The organism is Photobacterium sp. J15 (assembly GCF_963870815.1).
In the GTDB taxonomy this organism is placed as follows: Bacteria; Pseudomonadota; Gammaproteobacteria; order Enterobacterales; family Vibrionaceae; genus Photobacterium; species Photobacterium marinum.
On sequence record NZ_CAWMUI010000003.1, the window covers coordinates 65968 to 85589 of the forward strand.

A 19622-nucleotide genomic window follows, 5' to 3' on the forward strand; every position below is an offset into this window, starting at 1 on the left:
CTTCGCCATACATAGAACCTAAGCCATTCATACTTAGCGCAGAAATCCACACTCTATGATTTTAGAAGAGGTGTCATCACAGACTTTGGGATTATTTCTTTTTTTAGTAGAACTGACGCCATGATATTTTACTACCGGATAATTTCTCTGCATGTAGTGGTATGAGAGTTGATACTGGACGTACATACAAACTTACCATCTTCATAAATAACTTTGAAAAATTCTAGCTTAGGGTATTGTTGCTGTGCGGCTTCTACAATATCAGTTTCAATCATCTCCTTGTATTTGTCGTCATCACGAGGATAAGACAGAAATGTATTGTTTTTTGTGAATAAAACGAAATAGGCTGTATGAAAAATCGTATCAGTCTCAAGTGTTGCAATTGAGGCTGTAATCGTGCGGAAACCGAGTATATTTTCTTTTATCTTGTTAATTTCTTTATAGTAATCATTTTCATCTGTGGAATAGATAAACTTATCGGAATAAAGAGTTTTAGCAGAAAATTGCCCTATAGTCTTGGGTGTATAGATATTATTTGTATATGTAAGATATAGTAATACACATAGTGAGATGGTTGCATATAAACCAACACATACTTTAGTTGCACTTTTCAACAATCTTCTCCTGAATGTAATCAAAACTTAACTCAACGGAAAATGATAGGTTTTTTGTGTTTCTCTCACCGGTTTTTTTATTCGTGAAGATACAGGATACGTAAAAACTGTCAGGATTCTTGGATATCATTACATTGTGAATATTTTCAGGTAGTTGTTTCTCTATATGTTGATAAAGATTCAGACTTGCAGTGTGGTGATCAATGATAAACATGACACCATTAGTTTGGTATGTAGTGGTGTTATATTCAGGCGGATTCGTTGCATTCCAAAATAGGTCGTGAGTATAAAAAATATTCATGCTTGCTATTATAAACAGCGCGTAAAATGGCCAATCTTTTACTACCGTTGCTGACAGTAAATTTGTAATGACTTTTTGTTGCAGCGTTAATTCAACATTTTTGTCATCTAGAGCTGATGAAGGAACGGTGGCCTCCGGTAGTTCTGGGGCTGGTCGGGTATGTTGAACCTCTATGTGGTCAGGTAACAACATATAGCCAGCTTTAGGTTTTGTCTTTATGACTTTCTGCTCTTTTCCGTTATCATCAAGTGCTATACGAAGTTGAGATATTGATTGCGCGATATTTTCATGAGAAACAACCCTGCCTCGCCAAACTTCATTAAGTAGCGTTTCTCTGCTGACGTACTCTCCCTCATGTTGGATAAGCATCTGAAGAATTTCACACTCAGTTGATTTGAGTCTCCGTGCTCGCTGTTTTAACGGGTTCGTCAGTTGATGATATGACATTGGGTTAAATGTCCACACGTTTTAGATTAACTCTTATTAATATAAATATCATCTATAATACTACTTCAGCTGAAGACTGAACAGCATCATCTGTTGATAATCACGACCAATTTAAAGCCGTAGGGGATTATTGTGATCTCAGAGTGATTGTTTCTAGATTTTTATCTGATTATTACCAAATTATGGCAATGAAAAAATATGATTCCTTCTGTAGTTATCAGATTTCATATACATTATCATTTTGACTGACATTTGAAATCAGATAGCTTTAAACACTCAAAATTAGAATATTGGCATAAAGATGCCTGTATTTGTCTGATTTATGATGTGGTTATTGTTAATAATGCCGTTATTATTGCCAACGTTTATCAATACGATTGCGGTTTATGTCAAGCTATGACATGTCAACCTTAACGATGTTAGGTATTGAGCGAAAAACATGGATTTTTTTCATACATTCAAGAGAATATAAAATATCTACTTAAGCGAAGAGTTATAGGAAAGTGATAATAAAATTGAATTTAGGCTCAACGCTGAAAAGATAACGTTTTGATGGCAATTAACGGAGTATTGCGAAGTAATGAGTTATTATTGGTTACCATTTAGAGATGAAAACTGGCATCTAGATACAATAAGTAGGATGGACAGAGCTGATTCAATACTTCCTTTTGATGATTGTTCGCCTGCAGGGCGTACTCGCACCGGGGCAAATCGTCGAAATGCGAATTGGAAAGATATAACTTTGAACGACCACCTCTTTGTTGTGGGACATGGACATAAGTTTTCAACAAATATGATTAGTTGGAAACTTAATGATGCAGAGCATGTAACTTGGACCGCATCTGAGTTAGCCGATAGACTTGCTTATAATTTAACACATGCAAAAAACTATAATCTTACTATTCATGTGCTTGCTTGTTTCAGCGGCAACAACATCACTTTCTTCTCAAAATCCTTTGGAAAAAAATTAGCCAAGAAATTAAGGTCTAGGGGATTTAGCGGTAACCTGGTTTGCTATAAGGGTGGTGTTGGTATGCTTAAAGCCCGTGGACACCAAACTGGAAGCAGTAGAATTACTGCGGCGCCACATTTTATTTTTGGATCTGGTGCTGACGTGAAAGGTAAATCAACTGATAATTCTACTATAAAGCTAAAAATTTAGAAATATAAAGACACTTAGAAGAATATATAACAATTATTTGATTATGTATTCTTTTATGACGTTTTTAAACACAATATGCAGTTCATCATTGAATTGTATTTACTCTAAATGTAATTTGTTTTGATGGACTTTAATTACTGTCATTGATGATAATTACTAGCTTTGTTTATCTGTGACTTTAATACTTACTATGTGTAAAAACCACCTTGATTTTCAAGTTTCCCTCAATCTTTTCTGCCGCTTCTTAGGGGGACACCCCCGCTAGCTCGTTCCCATCCACTCCCAGCCACCCCCGACGCACATTTTTGCCACAAGTGCCTTGACGCGAAAATTTGGATTGATAAAATCTGGCATAGCCAGCTTTATTAAAATTATTCTAATCAATTAAAAAATTAAAATATTTTAATTTGAAAGATCGGGCGATGTATATGTCACACGCGATATTGGTGTTTCAATGGTTCTGCCTATTGATATTATTTTCAATAACGCTAACGTTTGATTGTCCGAATCATGTCCATACTGTGTCCAGATCATGTCCGTTTCGTGTCCTTTTCTTAAGTCTTTGATCTGTCTTTTTTTGAAAAAAATCTTTTTTAATCGAAATTCGTCTTAATTATCTGTTTCTATAAAAAATTCGGACATGATTCGGACATGATTCGGACACGGTTCAGTCACTATAAACGTAAAATTGCTGGCTATCATTTATGCTATGTAACAAATTTTTCATGAAAACCTTTAGCTGAGCTGCTAAATATCATTTACTACTTAGGGTCCGTACGGTTTAAATTTTAATTGAGATTCAATAGTTCTCTACTGCTTAGTATTGTGTGTGGTAATCTAATTTAAAGATTTCTTATTTAAGGATAAAGCTAGATGAAAAATACTGATGCAACCCCAGAATATGAAACCTTGGAGATAGGAACGCCATTGGATTATACCTCAGACGTTTACCGTGTATATTTTGAAGTTCGTGACTTCGAAGGGGTATTTAAAAATGTTATTTCAGAATTTCTTGGTCCTGAAACAGCTGAAAAAATAGAAACGTTATCTCACGGATACGAAATAGAATTGCCCATTCAGTGTATACCCGAAGTTATCGTGTGGCTAACAAACGAAAATATAGCGGTTTATCAGGTGGTACGCTACGCCAAGACCAATAAAACCTGGGGCTAATCTTAACTGTAGGTCTTTACGTTAGTTAAACCCAAATCCTGATGAGGAGACTAGTGAAAGAAAAAGCGGGTATTGATACATATATGTGTTTTATTGCACAGTGTTGCTCGATACGATTAAAATTAAATCCGGCATATTTCTTTTAACTAGAAAGTTAACTCCCGCGGTTCAAAGCAGAAACTTCTCATCCTACCTATAGATATTAAAACGATTTCCCAAATCAACGATGCTCTTGAACCGAGTAATTGGTAAGACCTCTAAGTTTGAAACCCTCTCGATAAAGTTAAAAGTTACGCAACCCGATCAATGTCAAAGAAATAAGTACATCAAACAGTAAAATGCCCAGAAAAACAGACTTAGGCAGGTTCATTCTTGAGGGCGGTAGCGTATTGATATTTTAGTTTGCTCTTCTTTTAAGTGGAACTTTGTCGAGATATGCGAACATGGTTCGTAGAGTAAAATGTTAGGCGAGATAGGAGAAGCTTGTGAATCCAGGATACGTATATATTTTGATAAATGAATCTATGCCCGGCTTATTAAAAATCGGCAAGACTCGTAGAGATAGTAGGTCAAGGGCTAGAGAGTTATATAAAACAGGAGTCCCAACACCTTATCACGTAGCATTTGAGTTGTTTTGTGATGACTACAATCATGCCGAAAAAGCTATTCACGAAGAGCTTTCTGATTTTAGAGTCAATAATAATCGAGAGTTTTTTAGGTATCCTTTAGACAAAGCTATAAAGTTGCTGCAAACCTTTGCTGGGAACACATCAGAGGAAGATGCATTCTCTGCTATAGATATAACCGAAGGATTAATGTCAAAATACGCTCAATGGATTAAACCTGATATTGTTTCGGTTCGTATCGTTCAGCCAAGAGAGCGGGTATGGCTAGAAATCACCCAAGAAAAAGAAGTCGGTGGTTATTTAGTAGATCAGATCATTACTCGCACTGATTTAGGGTTCATCACCGGTGGTAAAGGTGAAAGAGAGTTGTACTTTTCACCTGATTCGTCGATATCTTTTAATGCACAGTTGTTCATAAGTGATTTTGACCCCTTCTCTATTATTAACACTACAGACTTATTTCATGACGAAGGCGCAAATGAGGTAAATGAAAAATATAACCCACATCGCGCCTAACAAACGACTATGGCGTCAACAGATAATTTTAAGCTGTTTTGGCATCCCATAAGTCGCCATCTCTCAACATCGAATTTAGGATGATAACCATCTTCCTGACGCAGGCAATGATTGCCACTTTTTTTGGTTTGCCTTCAGCTAGGAGTCGTTGATAAGTGGTTTTGAATATAGGATTACATTGCATGGCAGACATCATTGCCATGTATAAAACTGTTCTAACCTGGGCTCGACCACCCTGTATTTTTCTGTGTCCTTTATAGCGCCCACTTTCCCGGCTCATGGGGGCGACCCCGACAAGTGCAGCAGCTTGTTTATTAGTGATATAGCCGAGCTCGGGAAGGTTGCTAATGATAGAAGCGGCGGCGATTTTACCGATCCCTGGAATGCTTTGTAATATTACATTTTTGGCCTGATATTCGGGACAGCTTTCAATAAGGTCAACGATCTTCTTTTCGATTTTTTCTATCTGTTTTTTAAATGCGGTCAGGATAGGTTTGATAGTCATAGCCAGTTGTTTTGGCATAATTTGGAGTCGGTTTTTCTCCATGGTTTGCATCGAGAGAAGCTGATTTCTCCGGACAACTAAATCCGCCATAAGCCGCATGGAATCAGGCTTGAGCTTGGTTAAGGCTGGCTGTATAGCTTCGGCATAGTGGGCGATGAGCTTGGCATCAAGCTTATCAGTTTTTGCTCGTTGGCCGATGGCGCCAGCAAAGCGCTTAACGTGAACAGGGTTAGCGATGACATAAGGAATATTGGCGTCAGCACAAGCAAGAATGAAGGGCATTTCTAATCGACCAGTAGCTTCAATAACGACCCGTTGTGGTGAGTATTGATTGATGGTTTTGATGGCTTGTTTAATACCTTTGTCGTCGTTAGAAACAGAGAAAAAGGTGTCGAGAGGTCGGATATAAATATCGAGCTGAGACTTTCCGGTATCGACGCCGATGTTAATGTTTTGAATTGTTGAAGTATCCATAATAAGCTAACTCTGCATTGCGTAATGCGGGTTCGAGACCCAGTAGACTATTCGAGTGTTGTGCTTGGAGTCCTATACAGTGTTCACGTTTGTTATCGGTCTCTCGACAGAGGAACCAGGCATCAATCGAACTACTGTATAGAAAGCTTTAGTTGCCGCTAAAGCCTGGGTCTCACTTTACCCTCAAGTCGGTTTTATTATCCATACAAAGCATTTAAGAGTGATTCCCAACGCATGGCATTTTTCATTTCATCGTTGGGTTTTGTGTTTACGGTGGTATGGTTAAGTCTTGTGGTAGCGTTGCTCACACCTTAATGCGGCGTTAGGTTTTTAAGGAGAGTAAGTTGAGTTTATCTTTTGAAGATTTGATCGAAAGTCATATGTCTAGTCTTGATACTGACACTATCAACTCCTTTCAAAAAGTTTTTTCTGAAGCTATGGACTGCGAGTTTTCCAAGATTGAGCAAGCACAAGCTGCACACGACAACATGAAATTTTTATCTAAAGAACATGAGCATATGCACCGTTCATGGATTGAAGATGACGCAATTTATAAGTTTAGTGTTGTCGACCTAGCTGGTGAGTTATACATCTTAGCGCTTTATAAAAGGGTTGAGCTCAAGCACAAAGAACTTGTTAGGTTTTTCAATCTTGAAGTAGGAACAAGGAACCTCTCCAACTGGAATGATTTATGGAAAGTATTGCCACCAGAAGCAAAAAAACTACCGGAGTTTAATGCAGTAAATGAGCTAAGGTTGTTGAATAATGCAATTAAACATGAAGGTGTAATTAGTAGACAGTTGGCAAAGAACTATCCACATCATGGTCAACTTGGTGATGAATTAACAGATTTATCTATTTCATTTGAGCGTTTAGAGCCAATAGCTTGCAAGTATATAAAGGCTCTATATACAATCCTGAAGTCCAAAACCTAACAAACTGTTTAAGAGTGATTCGCAACGCGTGGCATTTTTACTATGCGTTGCGTTTAGTGTTTAAGGTGGTACGCGGCGGCTTTGGTATTGCGTTGCTCACCCCTTAATAGGGCGTTAGCACTATTCAATAATATCGAGGAATAATAATGAAATTTAGTCTTTCAAAGACAATAGAAATACTTACTTTTGTGGGGCTTATCCTTGGGTTAAGCTTTCAATATATGGAATTGAATAATTCAAAAGAAGAGATAAGTAAGCTGGATAGGATAGTTTCTGATATCCAAGAAAACTCCAATAAATTACATAAAGAAGAAATAGAGCGAATTAAATCGATTACAGAAGAAATTAAGAGTTCTTCAGAAATGTATCAAACCTTACTGACAATCAATGACAGTGACAAAAAAGCAAACTTCAATAATTTTGAAAATCTAATATTGAGTTTGAGGCTGTCTAATGAGGCTGTAATTACTGGAAATAGTGAGTGGCTATCTTATGCAAAAAATTTACAGGTTGCTTTATTGTATAAGATGAATATCTTTCAAGAATGGCAACTGGAAATTAACAAAATATCTGAACGTCATCATGAAAAGGTTTCATTATACTTAAATGATGCGCCCACAAATGAGGAAACTGTAAAAACGTTACAATCCTATAATGAAGAATTTCTGCGCGATGTGTCTATGGTAAATGGTAGTTACTCAGAACGAATTAAACCTTATGTTGGAAAACTTGAAAAACAACAGCGGTTAGTTATTGATACATTGTCGAAAACATAGTGCTACAAAGCAATCAAGGTGATGCATTACACTCGGCAGTTTTGGTTTGGAGTTCAGTGTGCTTGGCTGGTTCAGAGTTGGCGCACCTTATTGCGGGCGTTATATTTCCTGAGAGGTTCACCATGGAAGAATTGGAAGAATTGGAAGACAAAAAGTTGGATGAGACAACGTAACGAAAAGAAACAGATCTAGAAGACCTAGCTAGAGTTGAAGTTACCAAAGCAACCATTAGTCAAGCGATTGGTACCTTGATATATCGCTATAACAAGCGAGCTTGCTGCCGCGCAAGTGCAAGGGATTAATAAACTAAAGCTATACATGAAAAATAAAAATAAACAAAAGTTGGCTGAAAAGAACGAAGAACAAATTGTTGAAGCGGCACAAGAAGATGATGAGAAGTTAATTTATGATGTAAAACTTCACAAATTGCTGGAGTCTGCGTCAGACAAGGAACTAGAAAATGACGACATCATAAATCTATGGAGTTCGTTAATAGATCGAATTAAGGCAGGCGATTCAGATTCTGATTTGCTTCTTGAAAACTAGAGTCTCTTTCTACTTCAGAAGCTGAGTTTTTGATTGAGTTTAGTATGGGTAAGCATCATTTTGTTAACGTGAACTCCTTACTTACAGCAATTTCATTCCGCTCTAGATCCAACCCCGAATATGAAAGAGTGCACTCGCTAGCATTGTCTCTGAAAGAAAAAGGCATTTTGTCTCAACCTTTTCCTATTATGCGAGCTATATTCGGGATGTTTTTTCCTATCTTATTGTTTTTGCTTAGCGCCGAATTATATAGGGAAATATTGCCAAAAACGGATATTAACTTGAGCATTACTAATAATGTGGTTTTAATGGGGGCTCTAGGTGTGATGGTTGGTCTAAGTTTCTTACCATTTTTAAGGCAGCGAACACGTCTTACATGGGTTGGAGATAAACTTTGTAAAGGTTTAGCTAAAGTGGATAAGCAGGAAATATAACAAACAATTTAAGAGTGATTCAGCACGCGTGGCATTTTTACTATGCGGTGGCTTAGGCATTGCGTTGCTCACACCTTAACAGGGCATTATACGCTTCAGAGGAAATTAATAAAAAATGTACGTCTATAGATATCGATCTCCAGGGCTTTTATCTCAAAAGGGACTCATTTATGACGAATGGTATTTTGCATCTAGAGAAGAGTTAAATGATCCTATCGATATGCAGTCAAAGTTTGAGTTTCCGAAGAATAGTAAAAGTACTTGGTTTCGCGTCATTAAGTCGCTATGGCAAAACGAAGTGTGGTCAGAACTAGCAGCGAGTTACTTTAACAGCATATGTCCTATCTCAGTGGAGCAACTGCTCGAAGAGTACGACCAACACTCAGTAAAAGTGATTGAAAGCATATTTAAAAATTGCGAAATCAATCTAGCTGATTTGCAGGAAATTGGGGAGTTGCAAAAACAACTTAAGGCTCTTTTGTCGCTTTATGCTCCTAGTGCAGGGTACTCGGTTTCACTGTCAACTTGTAACAATGAAATGCTCATGTGGTCCCACTATGCAGCAAGTCATACTGGTTATTGTTTGATCTATCGACCAATTGATGGCTATTTATATCAATGTTCCAGTCGAACGAAAGATAGCCTATCAGTAAGTAAGGGGCATACGAGTTCAATTGGTAATAAATTTAAGGTGAAAGCAATCGAGTATGAAAATCAACTAGAAGCCATAGATGCTTTTTGCCTTTTACCTTCCTACAACACAGGATATAAATTTGAAACTGAGGAAGAGCGCTTAGGTTTCCATGCGAAAATTCAAAGTCAATTGCTAACGAAAAATGAATGTTGGGCATATGAGCAAGAAGCTCGCTTACTGCTCCCACAACCTAGTAAGTATATTTCTGGCGAATCTTCGTTTACTAACTATCAGCGGTTATTTCACTATGACTTCAACCAAGTCGTAGGAATCATTTTTGGTGCACGCATGAGAGAACACGAAAAGTTAGCAATCAAAGAAATAATTGATGTAAAACTTGAGAAACGATTCCGAGATTTAGGGAGTAAGTCGACGAAAACGCATGTTTTTGATTTTCTATACCAACAAGCAGAGATTTGCTCATCATCAAGGGTTGTTAGAATTACCGACCAAGACCTGATATCAATGGGTACACAATTAAAAGTTGGTACTGAATACTATGAGAGGCAACTTAAAGCTTGGAAAGAGTTCAAGGGGGTAACCGTGGAAGCTGGTAGGTACAGCTATGATGCGATCCCTTGAGACGCGTATAACAAACTGTTTAAGAGTGATTCGCAACGCTTGGCGGTTTCACTTCGCTCAAGTATAGCCAAGCGCTGCTCACACCTTAATGCGGCGTTATGTGCTTCTCTTAAGTGACTGATTTTAAATATGTGTCAGGTGTTTGTCACCTTAGTGTCGTTACCTTTTGGTAGTTTATGGGGCAATGTGGTTTCACATCAAAGGAGGTAATGATGAAACTAAGGAAATTAAGGTTATCGAAAGCTTGGTCTCAAGAACAGTTAGCTGAAATGACAGGTTTGAGTGTTCGTACAATTCAGCGAATTGAAAGAGGGCAAAAGGCAAGTTTTGATTCGTTAAAGTCCTTAGCTGCAGTCTTTGATGTTCATGTTAATGAATTACAAGAGGTTGATTGCAGTATGGATACCAATACAAATCAGAAAGATGAGCTGGCAGTAGTTGAATATGTTAGAGATTTGAAAGGGTTTTATTCCCATCTAACAAATTATTTGGTCGTCATCTTTATTTTGTTCTTAATAAATTTACTTACAGACTCCAGCTATATTTGGGCTATTTGGCCTGCATTAGGCTGGGGTATCGGTGTGCTTAATCATGCTGCTCATGTCTATGAATGGTTTAATTGGTTCAATGAGCGTTGGGAAAAAAAGCAAATAGAAAAGCGATTAGGACGGAGATTATAGATAGTTCGCACATAACAAAAAGCACAATGCGACCCGTTTTACTCGACAGCTTTGGTATGAATTGACTTTGGTGTTTATGGTAGTCAATTTTGTTATTTGCGGTAACGGGCGCATGAGCTTAGGCGTTAGAATTTTAGGAGAATCCAGTGTCTGAAAATCGTTTAAGAGAAGTTATTGATATTTCAGCAAGGGCGTTATATGAGAAAATGAATGGCGGAGCGATTGTTGTTGAAAACGAAGCATCAATGCAACTTCACTTGTCTTCAATCTTAAAGTCTATTGGAGAGATTTATGTTAATACTCGCGACGAGATCTTTGGGATAGAGTTAGAAAAGCCTGTATTTCTTGATCAGGGAGCATTTGTAAAAAGTGGCTCAAAGAAAGCAAAAGTAGACATTTACATATACTTTGAAAACTTGGCGTCTGGGGCTAAAAGTAGTTGTGCCATTGAGCTGAAGTTCTTCAAAAAATCTAACCATCGTGAACCAAATAATCGGTACGATGTTTTTAGTGATATTCATAATCTTGAGAACTACGGTAAATTTGCTGATTTCGGAGTTATGTTAGTCGGTACTGATCATCGCCATTACATCGATCATGATAGCTACTCTAAAGAAACGGGGGATTTTGACTTTAGAAATGGTAGTTCATATAAGCAAGGTACAGAGCTAATCTATCATCCAAAATTAGGTAAAGAACCGTACGGTTCGCCAATTACATTATCGCAGAATTATGAGTTTCGTTGGTGGTTACCTAAGAGTAAGGTGGGTCTACTATTCCTCGAAATATAAAACTCTAATAAACAATTTAAGAGTGATTCAGCACACTTGGCATTTTTGGTTTGGGTTAAGTTCAGCGTTTACGGTGTTCAAATTAAGTGTCGTGGTAGCCTTAATTGGGCTACATGGACTCCCCCGGTTGTCAACAACAGCGTCAACAGATAAATTTTAAGCTGTTTTGCATCCCATAAGACGCCATCTCTCAGCATCGAATTGAGGATGATAACCATCTTTCTGACGCAGGCGATGATAGCCACTTTTTGGGGTTTCCCTTCAGCCTGCAGTCGCTGATAGGTACTTTTAAAAACAGGGTTACATTGCATGGCAGACATCATAGCCATGTATAAAACTGTTCTAACCTGGGCTCGACCACCCTGTATTTTTCTGTGTTCTTTATAGTGTCTACTTTCCCTGTTTTATGGAGGTGACACATATCTAATGCGACACTGTCATTCATGTGATAATGCTGACTAGATAAATTGAGCCGCTATTTCACTTAGATCTTGTTCACGAGTGTACCGAGAGGGCATTTTTGGATCTTCCCAGCGACCTAACTGCATTATTTGCTTGTTCGTGGCCCCAGCTTCCGATAAATCCTGAGCACGACCAATCCTAGCACTATGTCCGCGCCATGGCTTTTCACAATCTTTGGGGGTTAGTGCATGGTAAGCTCGATCAAATACCCCATCTACAGCTTCACCACTTAGTGGTGAAAAACCAGTTACGGGGTCACAAAATCGCTTATTGGCAAATCCTTTTTTTGTTAATGGGTAAAATACGTAACTGTTTCTATCATCAGGATCACCTCCAGTGGCAATTATTGCTGCCATCAAAAGTTGGTAGCTTTGCCGGCTAACGAAGAACACGCTGCCCGAGGCATCATTTTTTTTATTACTGGTCTTGGTATAGCCAATTCGACCTATATAGTGACCATTATTTCGATTTAGCTTTAGCATTCCCAATGTCACTCTAGCTAACTCACTTTCTCGAAGTAGACTATCCCAAGCTAAAGATAATAGAGCAAGGTCTCTGCGATCGCGCGGATGATTACTGTTTTCCCATTGATGGCGCAAGGCCTGAAGGTGGTGTTTACGAAAACCTGCTTGCTGGTTTTCAGTGTAACCATTTCTTATTGCATTCATTCGAATGCTGGCCATGCTATCAATGACATGTTGGGTTTTTGTTACATCTATCATACCGGCAATCCGATGAAGCAAAGAGACAACAGATAGATGGGCACTAATTGTACTTGGCGCGTGGCCTTTGACCATCTCAAGGAAATTGAGGTAGTGACCAAGCTCATAGGGTGATGTAGGTAATGAACGGAATTGGTTCTCTTCACACCAATCAAGGTATAAACGAAGTGAATGCTTCGTTTGGCGCAATGTGTTTAGACTCCGGCCTGATGCATTGTATAGATAGGACACAAAGCCATCATTAGCAACTCTTCGTTTGTCGTCATCCAGATCCGACATATCAGCAGCTCGATAAAGTAGTTTACTCAATTCGGCAATCAGTTCTCTATAACGCGATCGTTCTGTAGGATTCTTAATCCGTACAACAGATGCGTTGGTCAGTTGCTCCTGGTTTGTAAACACCACCGGGCTAAAATGGCCACTATTATTCATCCCTATCATTGTCCCCATAAAGAGAAAGATTTAAAGTGTTACAATGTCACGTCAACCCTGCTACGGATATCAGTTACTTGTTATAATTGGCATTATATGGGGTAATTATTTTAATGTCATATTTTGCGTATATTTTATCCTACTCATTCCCCCAAAATGCTCGAAAGAACTTTCCTTGAGGAAAGCGTATGATGGCAACACATCAATATGAAAACTTACTAATTACTAAGTTGCTCTCAATAGTGCTTTTAACATAATAAATGTAATGCGCATTGGTAGAGAGAGAGAACAGAAAAAAAACAAAAAAACAAAAAAACAAAACATGTAAGATCTAGTTAGAAATGTCAGGTTGAACTAGCTTAAAACACGCTTTTTGCCGTAATGTCATTCCATAACATTTGGTTTTTGAAATCTTAGGCTCTTTCTACCGCAGATAGATTAATTTTCAGGTAGAAAAATCAATCATTGCTGGAGCAGGAACCCGGGTTCTATCGCCTGTCGCTGCTGACACCCTCGGACAGGCCAAGCAAGGACAGCAAGAAGGTCCTCATCGTGCCGCCAGTTACCAAATTCTATGACCTCGACTATGTCGAGAACACCAAAATCCAGTCGCTGATCAAAGCGGTGCTGGATGCGTTTACCGAAAACACGGGCGAACGCCAGACCGGCCTACTCCGTGTTCCATGCCAACTCTGTGATTGTTACCGGGTCACCTTTGCAGCTTATCCAGATAAACAACCTGCTCCAGCGGATTGATGTCCGGCGCAGACAGGTGCTGATTGATGCGGTGGTCATGGATACCCGGGTTGGCGATTCGGAAGATATCGGGGTTAACTTCGATATCCTGCTGGAGAGTCCCGGGTTCCGGCTGATATCGAACCCGCTCAAAAAGAAGATCGAAAACGCTATCCTGCCCGGCGGCAGTACCATCTACGACAAGGGCGACGTTAACGCGCTGGTCAATGCCCTGACGACCAACAGTGACACCAAGCTGTTATCCAAGCCTTACCTGTTGGTCATGGACAGGGAGCAAGGCTATATCAATGTCGGCCAGAACGTCCCGTTTCTTGTCAGCAGTGAGGTCGCCAACAACGGCTCAAATTGAACGCAAGAACGTTGGCCTGAGTCTCTCCGTACGCCCGCACATCGTCAACGGCACAGTGGTGCTTCATATCCCAGCGTGTCTGACAGCGACGTTGCCAGCGATATCATCACCAATAACCGCGAAATCAATACCGTGATTCAGGTTGTGGACGGTCAGTCCATCATACTGGGCGGTTTGGTGAGTGATGAAATCCGGGAAAGCGAATCCGGTGTTCCGGTACTGAAAGACCTGCCGCTGCTCGGTGGCCTGTTTACCTCCTCGTCCAACAGTACCGTGAAAAACCAGATGTCCGTCTTGATTAAGGTGACCGTGATATGAGCAGGAATAGCGAATATGAGAAACGTCAGCGCGACAAAGGCTTGAAAAAGGTTACGCTGTGGGTACCGGAAGACCGGGAAGCCGATATCAAACAGGCGGTAACCATGATGGTCGAGAATGACAGCCTGACACTCAATGCCCTCCGTGACACACGGTCTGGAAAGTTCGTTTCTATGCACCGTCACCAGTGACACCCTCCTTCCCTAATCTGAGTCGCCGTTAGGGGTCAACCAAGGCAGCGAGTTCAACAAGCTAAACGGTTGATCTCTATAAGGTGACATGTATCATACGCAATTGGTATATTGTGTGACAATTATCAAGAGGGAATATGAGTCAAATTAAGCCAGTGTTAGAGCCAACAGAGACAAGGATGGAAACAGCATTTGTTATTGAAAGAACAAATGAAATTGAGAATAAATTAAAAGAAATAATCTGTTCATACCTGAGTATTGAAGATAAAGAAAAAATAAATTTCTATCTGAAATTTTGATGAACAATGCACTTTTTAATTTATCATCAAAAGTTAAAGCTTACATATATCTTCGAGATATTAATCATTGGCCTAAAGTCAGTAACAATAAATTTCAAACGATCATGAATACAAGAAATGCTTTTGCACATAACCCTGTCAACACACAAAACATAAACCTTTTATTTAAGCCTGAGGATATGACTACGACTGTTGTAGATACTTATATGGTTCTTGAATCTGTATCAGGGTCTGGAAAATTGCAAAGGATAAAGAGAAAAGTTACACTTCAAAATTTTACAGATGCCTATTATGATATTAATAATAATTTAATTGAGGTTCTCAGCTCTATAAATGGAAATTTAAACAATTAACTTGTTGGCTTTAAATTTAAATGGTTTGTTATGAATAACATTGGTTATAGGATATTTATAATAGGTGCTGGCTTTTCTGTTCCAGCTGGATTACCAACTGCTGTGGAATTATACAAATTGGTAAAGGAGCGAATAGAAAAAAATCATGGAAGAAGTACTAAGTTTCATTCATCCTTGAAGGAGTTTATTGATTATAAGTTTAGCACTTCAGGAATAAAAATATCCGAGAATGATGTCAACCTTGAAGAGTTTATGTCATATTTAGATATTGAACATTTTTTGTGGTTAGAAGGGAGTGATACGTTCAGCTCTCAAGGTAATGGAGCACAATTATTAACTAAAAAGTATATAGGTCAAATTATTCATGAACGAACACCTAATGGAAAAGACATTCCTAATGAATATATAGAGTTCGCTCAAAATCTTAAACATACAGACATTGTTATAACCTTAAACTATGACTTGATTTTAGAAAGAGCTTTAGAGTTTATCGAAAAACCATATCGCCTGTTTCGTAATCGTTATTCATCAACCAATAACCATGGAGGCACCATAGATAACACTCATAAAGAGGTTGTAATTTTAAAGCTTCATGGTTCTTTGGACTGGTTCTCTGATGAAAATTATCGACACTCAAAGAAAACTTATAAAAGCTATGATCTGACAGGCTTGCCGAAAGATTTAATCTTTAACAACAATAATAAATATATAACTACTCCTTTATTAGATGGTCCTATAATTAAAGACGAGCCACTTCGATTTATACATAGAATTAAAAATATTGATGATTTTTACTTAGAGAAAAAACCAGAAGGAGTCCCCATGATCCTCTCTCCTTCATACATGAAAATAGTTTATGCTAACCCTTTTATGAGCTTTTGGCATAGTTTAGGTCAGACAGGTGCTTATAATTTAGGTGTTTCAATTATTGGCTTCTCTCTTCCTGAGCATGACGACTATTTGCGGGTTTGTCTTTATAAAATAATAAGTAACTATCAAGATTATCAATGGGATCATGATATTCAAGGAGTTACAAAAAGTAATGTTAAGGTTGTTGATTATCGAAAAACTGACGAGGCTATCATGCAGTTAAAAGATACTTATCGATTTATTGATGAAAGTAAAGCATCCTATTTTTTGAACGGTTTTACAAGTGAAGCAATTAAGTTTTTGTTTGATTAGTATCATAACAACGTCTGGAGAAAACAATGCAAGAAGAGTTAATTAACTTTATTGGTACAGCAATTGTTATAAATTGGCTTCCCATACTTAGTGCTTTTTTTGTTTTTTGCTCTGGTTTGATCACCTTAACATGGTTAGTATTCACTCGTATCCATAAACAAGAAACCCGCTTATTAGAATTGCAATTACGCCAAAAGAATGAGCAATTCACACAATACGTTTCAATTGTTGAGCAAAGAATTGAAACATTAAAAGACCAGGCTGAAAAATTAGACTCAAACCTCAGTTCTGATTTGGTTATAAACCCTGCGTCTCTTAATGATGAGAGTTCAATGAAAGAGCGAAACCTTGACATTAAATTTTCACGTAGAGAAAGTACAAAAGACCTTACAATCTCAAATTTTATATCCCAAACGGATTACCTTAGCAAATTACTTATTTCATTAATGGGGTGATATAACTGGGCCCCATTCATCATGGGGCTTTGTTCAATTTTTTTTGGTAGGTTTTCCAGAAGCCTTGCAGTTTTTAATATTGATGCCTTGGCTTGTCTATCACTTTCAGCGTTAATTTCTAATAGTCCATTGCCTGTAATTATACGATCTGGCCCAAGCCCCCAACCATTAGGAGTTACTAGTTCCTCTTTAGAAAACCGCCAACCCCGCCAAATATCCCCTATTGCTCCCAATTCACGCCCAGCGTACATTTTCATTAACCTTCTGCACTCTGGTGGTATCTCCTGCCCTGCGTCCCATCGCGTGACCGTCCTCACACTTTTGAAACAAAGTTCAGCAACTTCTTTTCTCGACAAACCGCAAGTAAATTTCCTAAATATGTAGTTATTCGTTAATTTTTTAGACATGGTGTCACTTTTTGCATTCCTTGTTATTAAGGAATTGCATAGTAACCGCCCTGTATATAAGGCTACTGCATATAAATGTTAACAAAAACATTTAACATAAGGCCGTCATAATGTGCATTAAACAAAACATGTAAGATTTAGTTAGAAATGTCAGGTTGAACTAGCTTAAAACACGCTTTTTGCCGTAATGTCATTCCATAAGTTTTGGTTTTTGAAATCTTAAGCTCGTTCTGCCGCAGATAGATTAATTTTCAGGCAGAAAAGTTGCCTGTGTATCAGTAATTGCTGGAGCAGGAACCCGGGGTCTATCGCCTGGTAAAGCATTTTCTTGAGTTTGGCTCTAACGGTTTGCTCTCCTTAAAGCGCGGCCAGCCCGGCATGATGATAAATTGAAATTATGGGTAAATACTTAATAAGGGGATTTCATAATTTTATTTATGCCAAGAATAAAAGTTATAGTGCATCAGAAATTTGATTCAATACAATAGAATACGTTTTGTACCATGATAACTCGTATATCTGGGCTCGGTAGCCATTGCCACTATTTGGTTGCTGTTTCTTTCCGAGTTAATAGCCGACCATTAGTACTTTGAATTAAGTGGAGTTTGGAGCAAAATTTCTGTCCTCTTCAGAATCAATGACATACCATGAAGCAGGACTCCTCCTAGGGATTGTGCACCAATACCAAGACTTAGAATCTATCATGACTATAACGATGGAAGGACAGCCTATACAGCACTCGATGCTCATCACTTGAAACTGTTCTGTTATATCAGATTAGCCATTAAATTATCCCAAGATACGAGTCAAAGGGACATAACTTATGCAAGACGATCCTTTGTTTGTCCATTTCTGTTTAACCGAAAGAAGAACTGCCCAGTGGTTGCGTGCAATGAATTAGAGGAAGACATCCGGCGATGTCATGTTTTGCTGGCAGCTTGTATCCATGAGTAATTGCAGTCAGGGTAATTAACAAAGGAATGTTCAATTCTAACTTTACTCTTTGTCGAAGCTGTCCACTACTATAGCTCCCATTGAGGCAGGCATGGTGATGACAATCATCCGCCTTAAGGCGGTTACTGGATCTGACAACAATGGAAGTTTGTCTAAACAAAAGAGCACCAGGCAAACGACCAATGCAGTCATAAAATACGCGATGCCGATACGGAAAATGAAAACAAACAAACGCTTCTTGATCTGTTTTTGGAACACGCTCTGATAGGTAAAAATACCCAAGAACAATATCGACAAAGTAAATAACGCCACGAGGTTGGTAGACGGCAACGTTTCACCTAAACGCCAGGCCTCTTCGGAAAAAGAAATAGGAACAGCCAGAGCAAAAGCCCCAACAAACACCTGGCTTGCATCTTCCATATTGAAGCTGAGTTCCATTCCCCCTCCTTTTACAGACACAACCGATTTCACTGGCATAATTTGCTGCAGTCAACTTCCCCTGCCCACTAAAAATACTAAAACCGACAAATGAGTCAGGCCAACAAGAAAACGTTACCGATGGCCACGCCAAAACAGATAGAGCAAATAACGATCAGGGCTGACAACTGCAGGTACCTCACCACCTGACCATTCCACATAACTACCGCCTCATGCAATGAATAAAAAGCCGCGATAACACGACTAAAAAAAAACGGTCTGGCTTAAACCGAAAAAAAAATCGAACAAGCACATAAAACCGTAGAGCATAAAGTTAGAAGCATCCCCCTATAATCAAAACTTCGACCAATTAGCTACACTGTATAATGGTAGCTAGCCTTTAATTAGCCCTAATCAATGCGATGGGATCGCGCCAGAGAAGTGAACAAGATCCCGATACCGTTCACTTCTTACCTTACTTTAATTACTCGCATCACATAACACCAACTGATAGCTTCCTGCTTCATTCTGCGAAATTCATCATTGAACGGCATATTTTCCGGCATGTCGATGATCACCAGCCTCATCGACATGGATAGCCACAGAACACTATGCAAAACCTTAGAAGATCGTACTCCTTTAATTTTTCAGCATACAACGCTCAACAATACTCACCGCCGAGTCTTCCCCTAAATTTAATGACGGGGTGTATACCTTGACCTCGCTTCCTGGCTGTGTGTTTTCTATATCAGCCAAATGTGTCAAAGTACCATCAATATATTGAGTCACCTCATACCCTGATGAGGTTGGCCTGTAACTTACTACCGGGCTATAAATAATATAATCCATGTTCTCCCAACCATCGGCAATACAGGTTGCCATATAGTCCGGAGTTTGAATACTACCTTGCTCTAAAACAGGTTTTGATGAACGCAACTTTTGAGGGGTGGCCGCGCACGAAGCAATAACCAAGGCCATACTCAAAACCATCAATCTTTTCATAGCATACCTTATCAAATGCAACTCTTCTTGTTACTACATTCCAAATGTAACCAGATACTTACAGCTT

The 19622-nt window shown here is 38.7% G+C and carries 25 protein-coding genes and 1 pseudogene; 17 read left to right on the forward strand and 9 right to left on the reverse strand.

The features are described 5' to 3' along the window. Positions 1-131: 131 nt before the first annotated feature. Entirely contained in the window at positions 132-614 is a 483-nt protein-coding gene (locus AACQ93_RS25200) for a hypothetical protein (RefSeq protein WP_036800816.1), read from the reverse strand. Further along, positions 598-1362, reverse strand: a complete 765-nt coding sequence (locus tag AACQ93_RS25205; RefSeq protein WP_084419532.1) for a winged helix-turn-helix domain-containing protein — start codon at positions 1360-1362, stop codon at positions 598-600. Before AACQ93_RS25205 ends, AACQ93_RS25200 begins: the two co-directional genes overlap by 17 nt. A 580-nt stretch (positions 1363-1942) precedes the next feature. On the opposite strand from AACQ93_RS25205, the gene AACQ93_RS25210 reads away from it, so the two are divergent. From AACQ93_RS25210 to AACQ93_RS25220, 3 genes are all read left to right on the forward strand, one after another. Beyond that, positions 1943-2524, forward strand: coding sequence for a hypothetical protein (locus tag AACQ93_RS25210; RefSeq protein WP_064609864.1), 582 nt, complete (start codon positions 1943-1945; stop codon positions 2522-2524). Between the two features lie 873 nt (positions 2525-3397). Beyond that, positions 3398-3697, forward strand: a complete 300-nt coding sequence (locus AACQ93_RS25215; RefSeq protein WP_007468096.1) for a hypothetical protein — start codon at positions 3398-3400, stop codon at positions 3695-3697. 485 nt (positions 3698-4182) lie between these two features. Beyond that, entirely contained in the window at positions 4183-4839 is a 657-nt protein-coding gene (locus AACQ93_RS25220; protein WP_064609866.1) for a GIY-YIG nuclease family protein, read from the forward strand. A gap of 28 nt (positions 4840-4867) precedes the next feature. Here the strand turns inward: AACQ93_RS25220 and AACQ93_RS25225 are convergent, their stop codons facing one another. Then, on the reverse strand, positions 4868-5818 hold the full coding sequence (locus AACQ93_RS25225) for an IS110 family transposase (protein WP_064609868.1): 951 nt from the start codon (positions 5816-5818) through the stop codon (positions 4868-4870). Between the two features lie 344 nt (positions 5819-6162). Between AACQ93_RS25225 and AACQ93_RS25230 the strand changes: the two genes are divergently transcribed. The 7 genes from AACQ93_RS25230 to AACQ93_RS25260 all read left to right on the forward strand — a co-directional run bounded on the left by AACQ93_RS25230 (position 6163) and on the right by AACQ93_RS25260 (position 11256). Next, a complete protein-coding gene (locus AACQ93_RS25230; RefSeq protein ID WP_064609870.1) occupies positions 6163-6753 on the forward strand; it encodes a hypothetical protein in 591 nt (196 codons plus the stop codon). 146 nt (positions 6754-6899) lie between these two features. After that, positions 6900-7529, forward strand: coding sequence for a hypothetical protein (locus AACQ93_RS25235; protein WP_064609872.1), 630 nt, complete (start codon positions 6900-6902; stop codon positions 7527-7529). A 318-nt stretch (positions 7530-7847) separates the two neighbouring features. After that, positions 7848-8075 (forward strand): hypothetical protein, encoded by a 228-nt coding sequence (locus tag AACQ93_RS25240; protein WP_064609874.1) that lies wholly within the window; start codon positions 7848-7850, stop codon positions 8073-8075. A 44-nt stretch (positions 8076-8119) separates the two neighbouring features. Continuing rightward, positions 8120-8509 carry a hypothetical protein gene (locus AACQ93_RS25245; protein ID WP_064609875.1) on the forward strand — a complete coding sequence of 130 codons (390 nt, stop codon included), beginning with the start codon at positions 8120-8122 and terminating at the stop codon, positions 8507-8509. Positions 8510-8624: 115 nt separating this feature from the next. After that, complete coding sequence (locus AACQ93_RS25250; RefSeq protein ID WP_064609877.1) at positions 8625-9785, forward strand: DUF2971 domain-containing protein; 1161 nt, start codon at positions 8625-8627, stop codon at positions 9783-9785. Between the two features lie 212 nt (positions 9786-9997). Next, positions 9998-10465 (forward strand): 2TM domain-containing protein, encoded by a 468-nt coding sequence (locus tag AACQ93_RS25255; protein ID WP_064609879.1) that lies wholly within the window; start codon positions 9998-10000, stop codon positions 10463-10465. Positions 10466-10611: 146 nt separating this feature from the next. Further along, positions 10612-11256 (forward strand): hypothetical protein, encoded by a 645-nt coding sequence (locus tag AACQ93_RS25260; RefSeq protein ID WP_064609881.1) that lies wholly within the window; start codon positions 10612-10614, stop codon positions 11254-11256. Between the two features lie 158 nt (positions 11257-11414). Here the strand turns inward: AACQ93_RS25260 and AACQ93_RS25265 are convergent. Together AACQ93_RS25265 and AACQ93_RS25270 are read right to left on the reverse strand one after the other, a co-directional pair. Beyond that, positions 11415-11660 (reverse strand): annotated as a pseudogene (locus AACQ93_RS25265) (transposase); the annotation flags it as partial. 54 nt (positions 11661-11714) lie between these two features. Next, a complete protein-coding gene (locus AACQ93_RS25270; protein WP_198160302.1) occupies positions 11715-12872 on the reverse strand; it encodes a tyrosine-type recombinase/integrase in 1158 nt (385 codons plus the stop codon). A gap of 676 nt (positions 12873-13548) precedes the next feature. On the opposite strand from AACQ93_RS25270, the gene AACQ93_RS25275 reads away from it, so the two are divergent. The 7 genes from AACQ93_RS25275 (at position 13549) to AACQ93_RS25305 (ending at position 16775) form a co-directional block, all read left to right on the forward strand. Next, positions 13549-13977, forward strand: coding sequence for a type II secretion system protein GspD (locus AACQ93_RS25275; RefSeq protein WP_232323404.1), 429 nt, complete (start codon positions 13549-13551; stop codon positions 13975-13977). A 75-nt stretch (positions 13978-14052) separates the two neighbouring features. Next, a complete protein-coding gene (locus AACQ93_RS25280; protein ID WP_064609889.1) occupies positions 14053-14295 on the forward strand; it encodes a hypothetical protein in 243 nt (80 codons plus the stop codon). Then, positions 14292-14486 (forward strand): hypothetical protein, encoded by a 195-nt coding sequence (locus tag AACQ93_RS25285; protein WP_064609891.1) that lies wholly within the window; start codon positions 14292-14294, stop codon positions 14484-14486. The genes AACQ93_RS25280 and AACQ93_RS25285 overlap by 4 nt, the downstream gene beginning before the upstream one ends. 137 nt (positions 14487-14623) lie before the next feature. Continuing rightward, positions 14624-14785, forward strand: a complete 162-nt coding sequence (locus AACQ93_RS25290; RefSeq protein ID WP_157097670.1) for a hypothetical protein — start codon at positions 14624-14626, stop codon at positions 14783-14785. Continuing rightward, on the forward strand, positions 14785-15138 hold the full coding sequence (locus tag AACQ93_RS25295) for a hypothetical protein (RefSeq protein WP_064609893.1): 354 nt from the start codon (positions 14785-14787) through the stop codon (positions 15136-15138). The genes AACQ93_RS25290 and AACQ93_RS25295 overlap by 1 nt, the downstream gene beginning before the upstream one ends. 30 nt (positions 15139-15168) lie before the next feature. Continuing rightward, positions 15169-16320: an SIR2 family protein gene (locus AACQ93_RS25300; protein ID WP_064609895.1), complete on the forward strand. Its 1152-nt coding sequence runs from the start codon at positions 15169-15171 to the stop codon at positions 16318-16320. Positions 16321-16346: 26 nt separating this feature from the next. Continuing rightward, positions 16347-16775, forward strand: a complete 429-nt coding sequence (locus AACQ93_RS25305) for a hypothetical protein (protein WP_064609897.1) — start codon at positions 16347-16349, stop codon at positions 16773-16775. Here AACQ93_RS25305 and AACQ93_RS25310 read toward each other — a convergent pair. The 4 genes from AACQ93_RS25310 to AACQ93_RS25325 form a co-directional block, all read right to left on the reverse strand. After that, positions 16739-17182 (reverse strand): DUF3653 domain-containing protein, encoded by a 444-nt coding sequence (locus AACQ93_RS25310; protein WP_064609899.1) that lies wholly within the window; start codon positions 17180-17182, stop codon positions 16739-16741. The two genes, AACQ93_RS25305 and AACQ93_RS25310, sit on opposite strands and share 37 nt — an antisense overlap. Before the next feature lie 996 nt (positions 17183-18178). Further along, on the reverse strand, positions 18179-18574 hold the full coding sequence (locus AACQ93_RS25315; protein ID WP_064609900.1) for a DUF2391 family protein: 396 nt from the start codon (positions 18572-18574) through the stop codon (positions 18179-18181). A gap of 449 nt (positions 18575-19023) precedes the next feature. Continuing rightward, a complete protein-coding gene (locus AACQ93_RS25320) occupies positions 19024-19146 on the reverse strand; it encodes a hypothetical protein (protein ID WP_255377270.1) in 123 nt (40 codons plus the stop codon). 46 nt (positions 19147-19192) lie between these two features. Beyond that, positions 19193-19555: a hypothetical protein gene (locus AACQ93_RS25325; RefSeq protein WP_064609901.1), complete on the reverse strand. Its 363-nt coding sequence runs from the start codon at positions 19553-19555 to the stop codon at positions 19193-19195. Between the last annotated feature and the right edge of the window lie 67 nt (positions 19556-19622).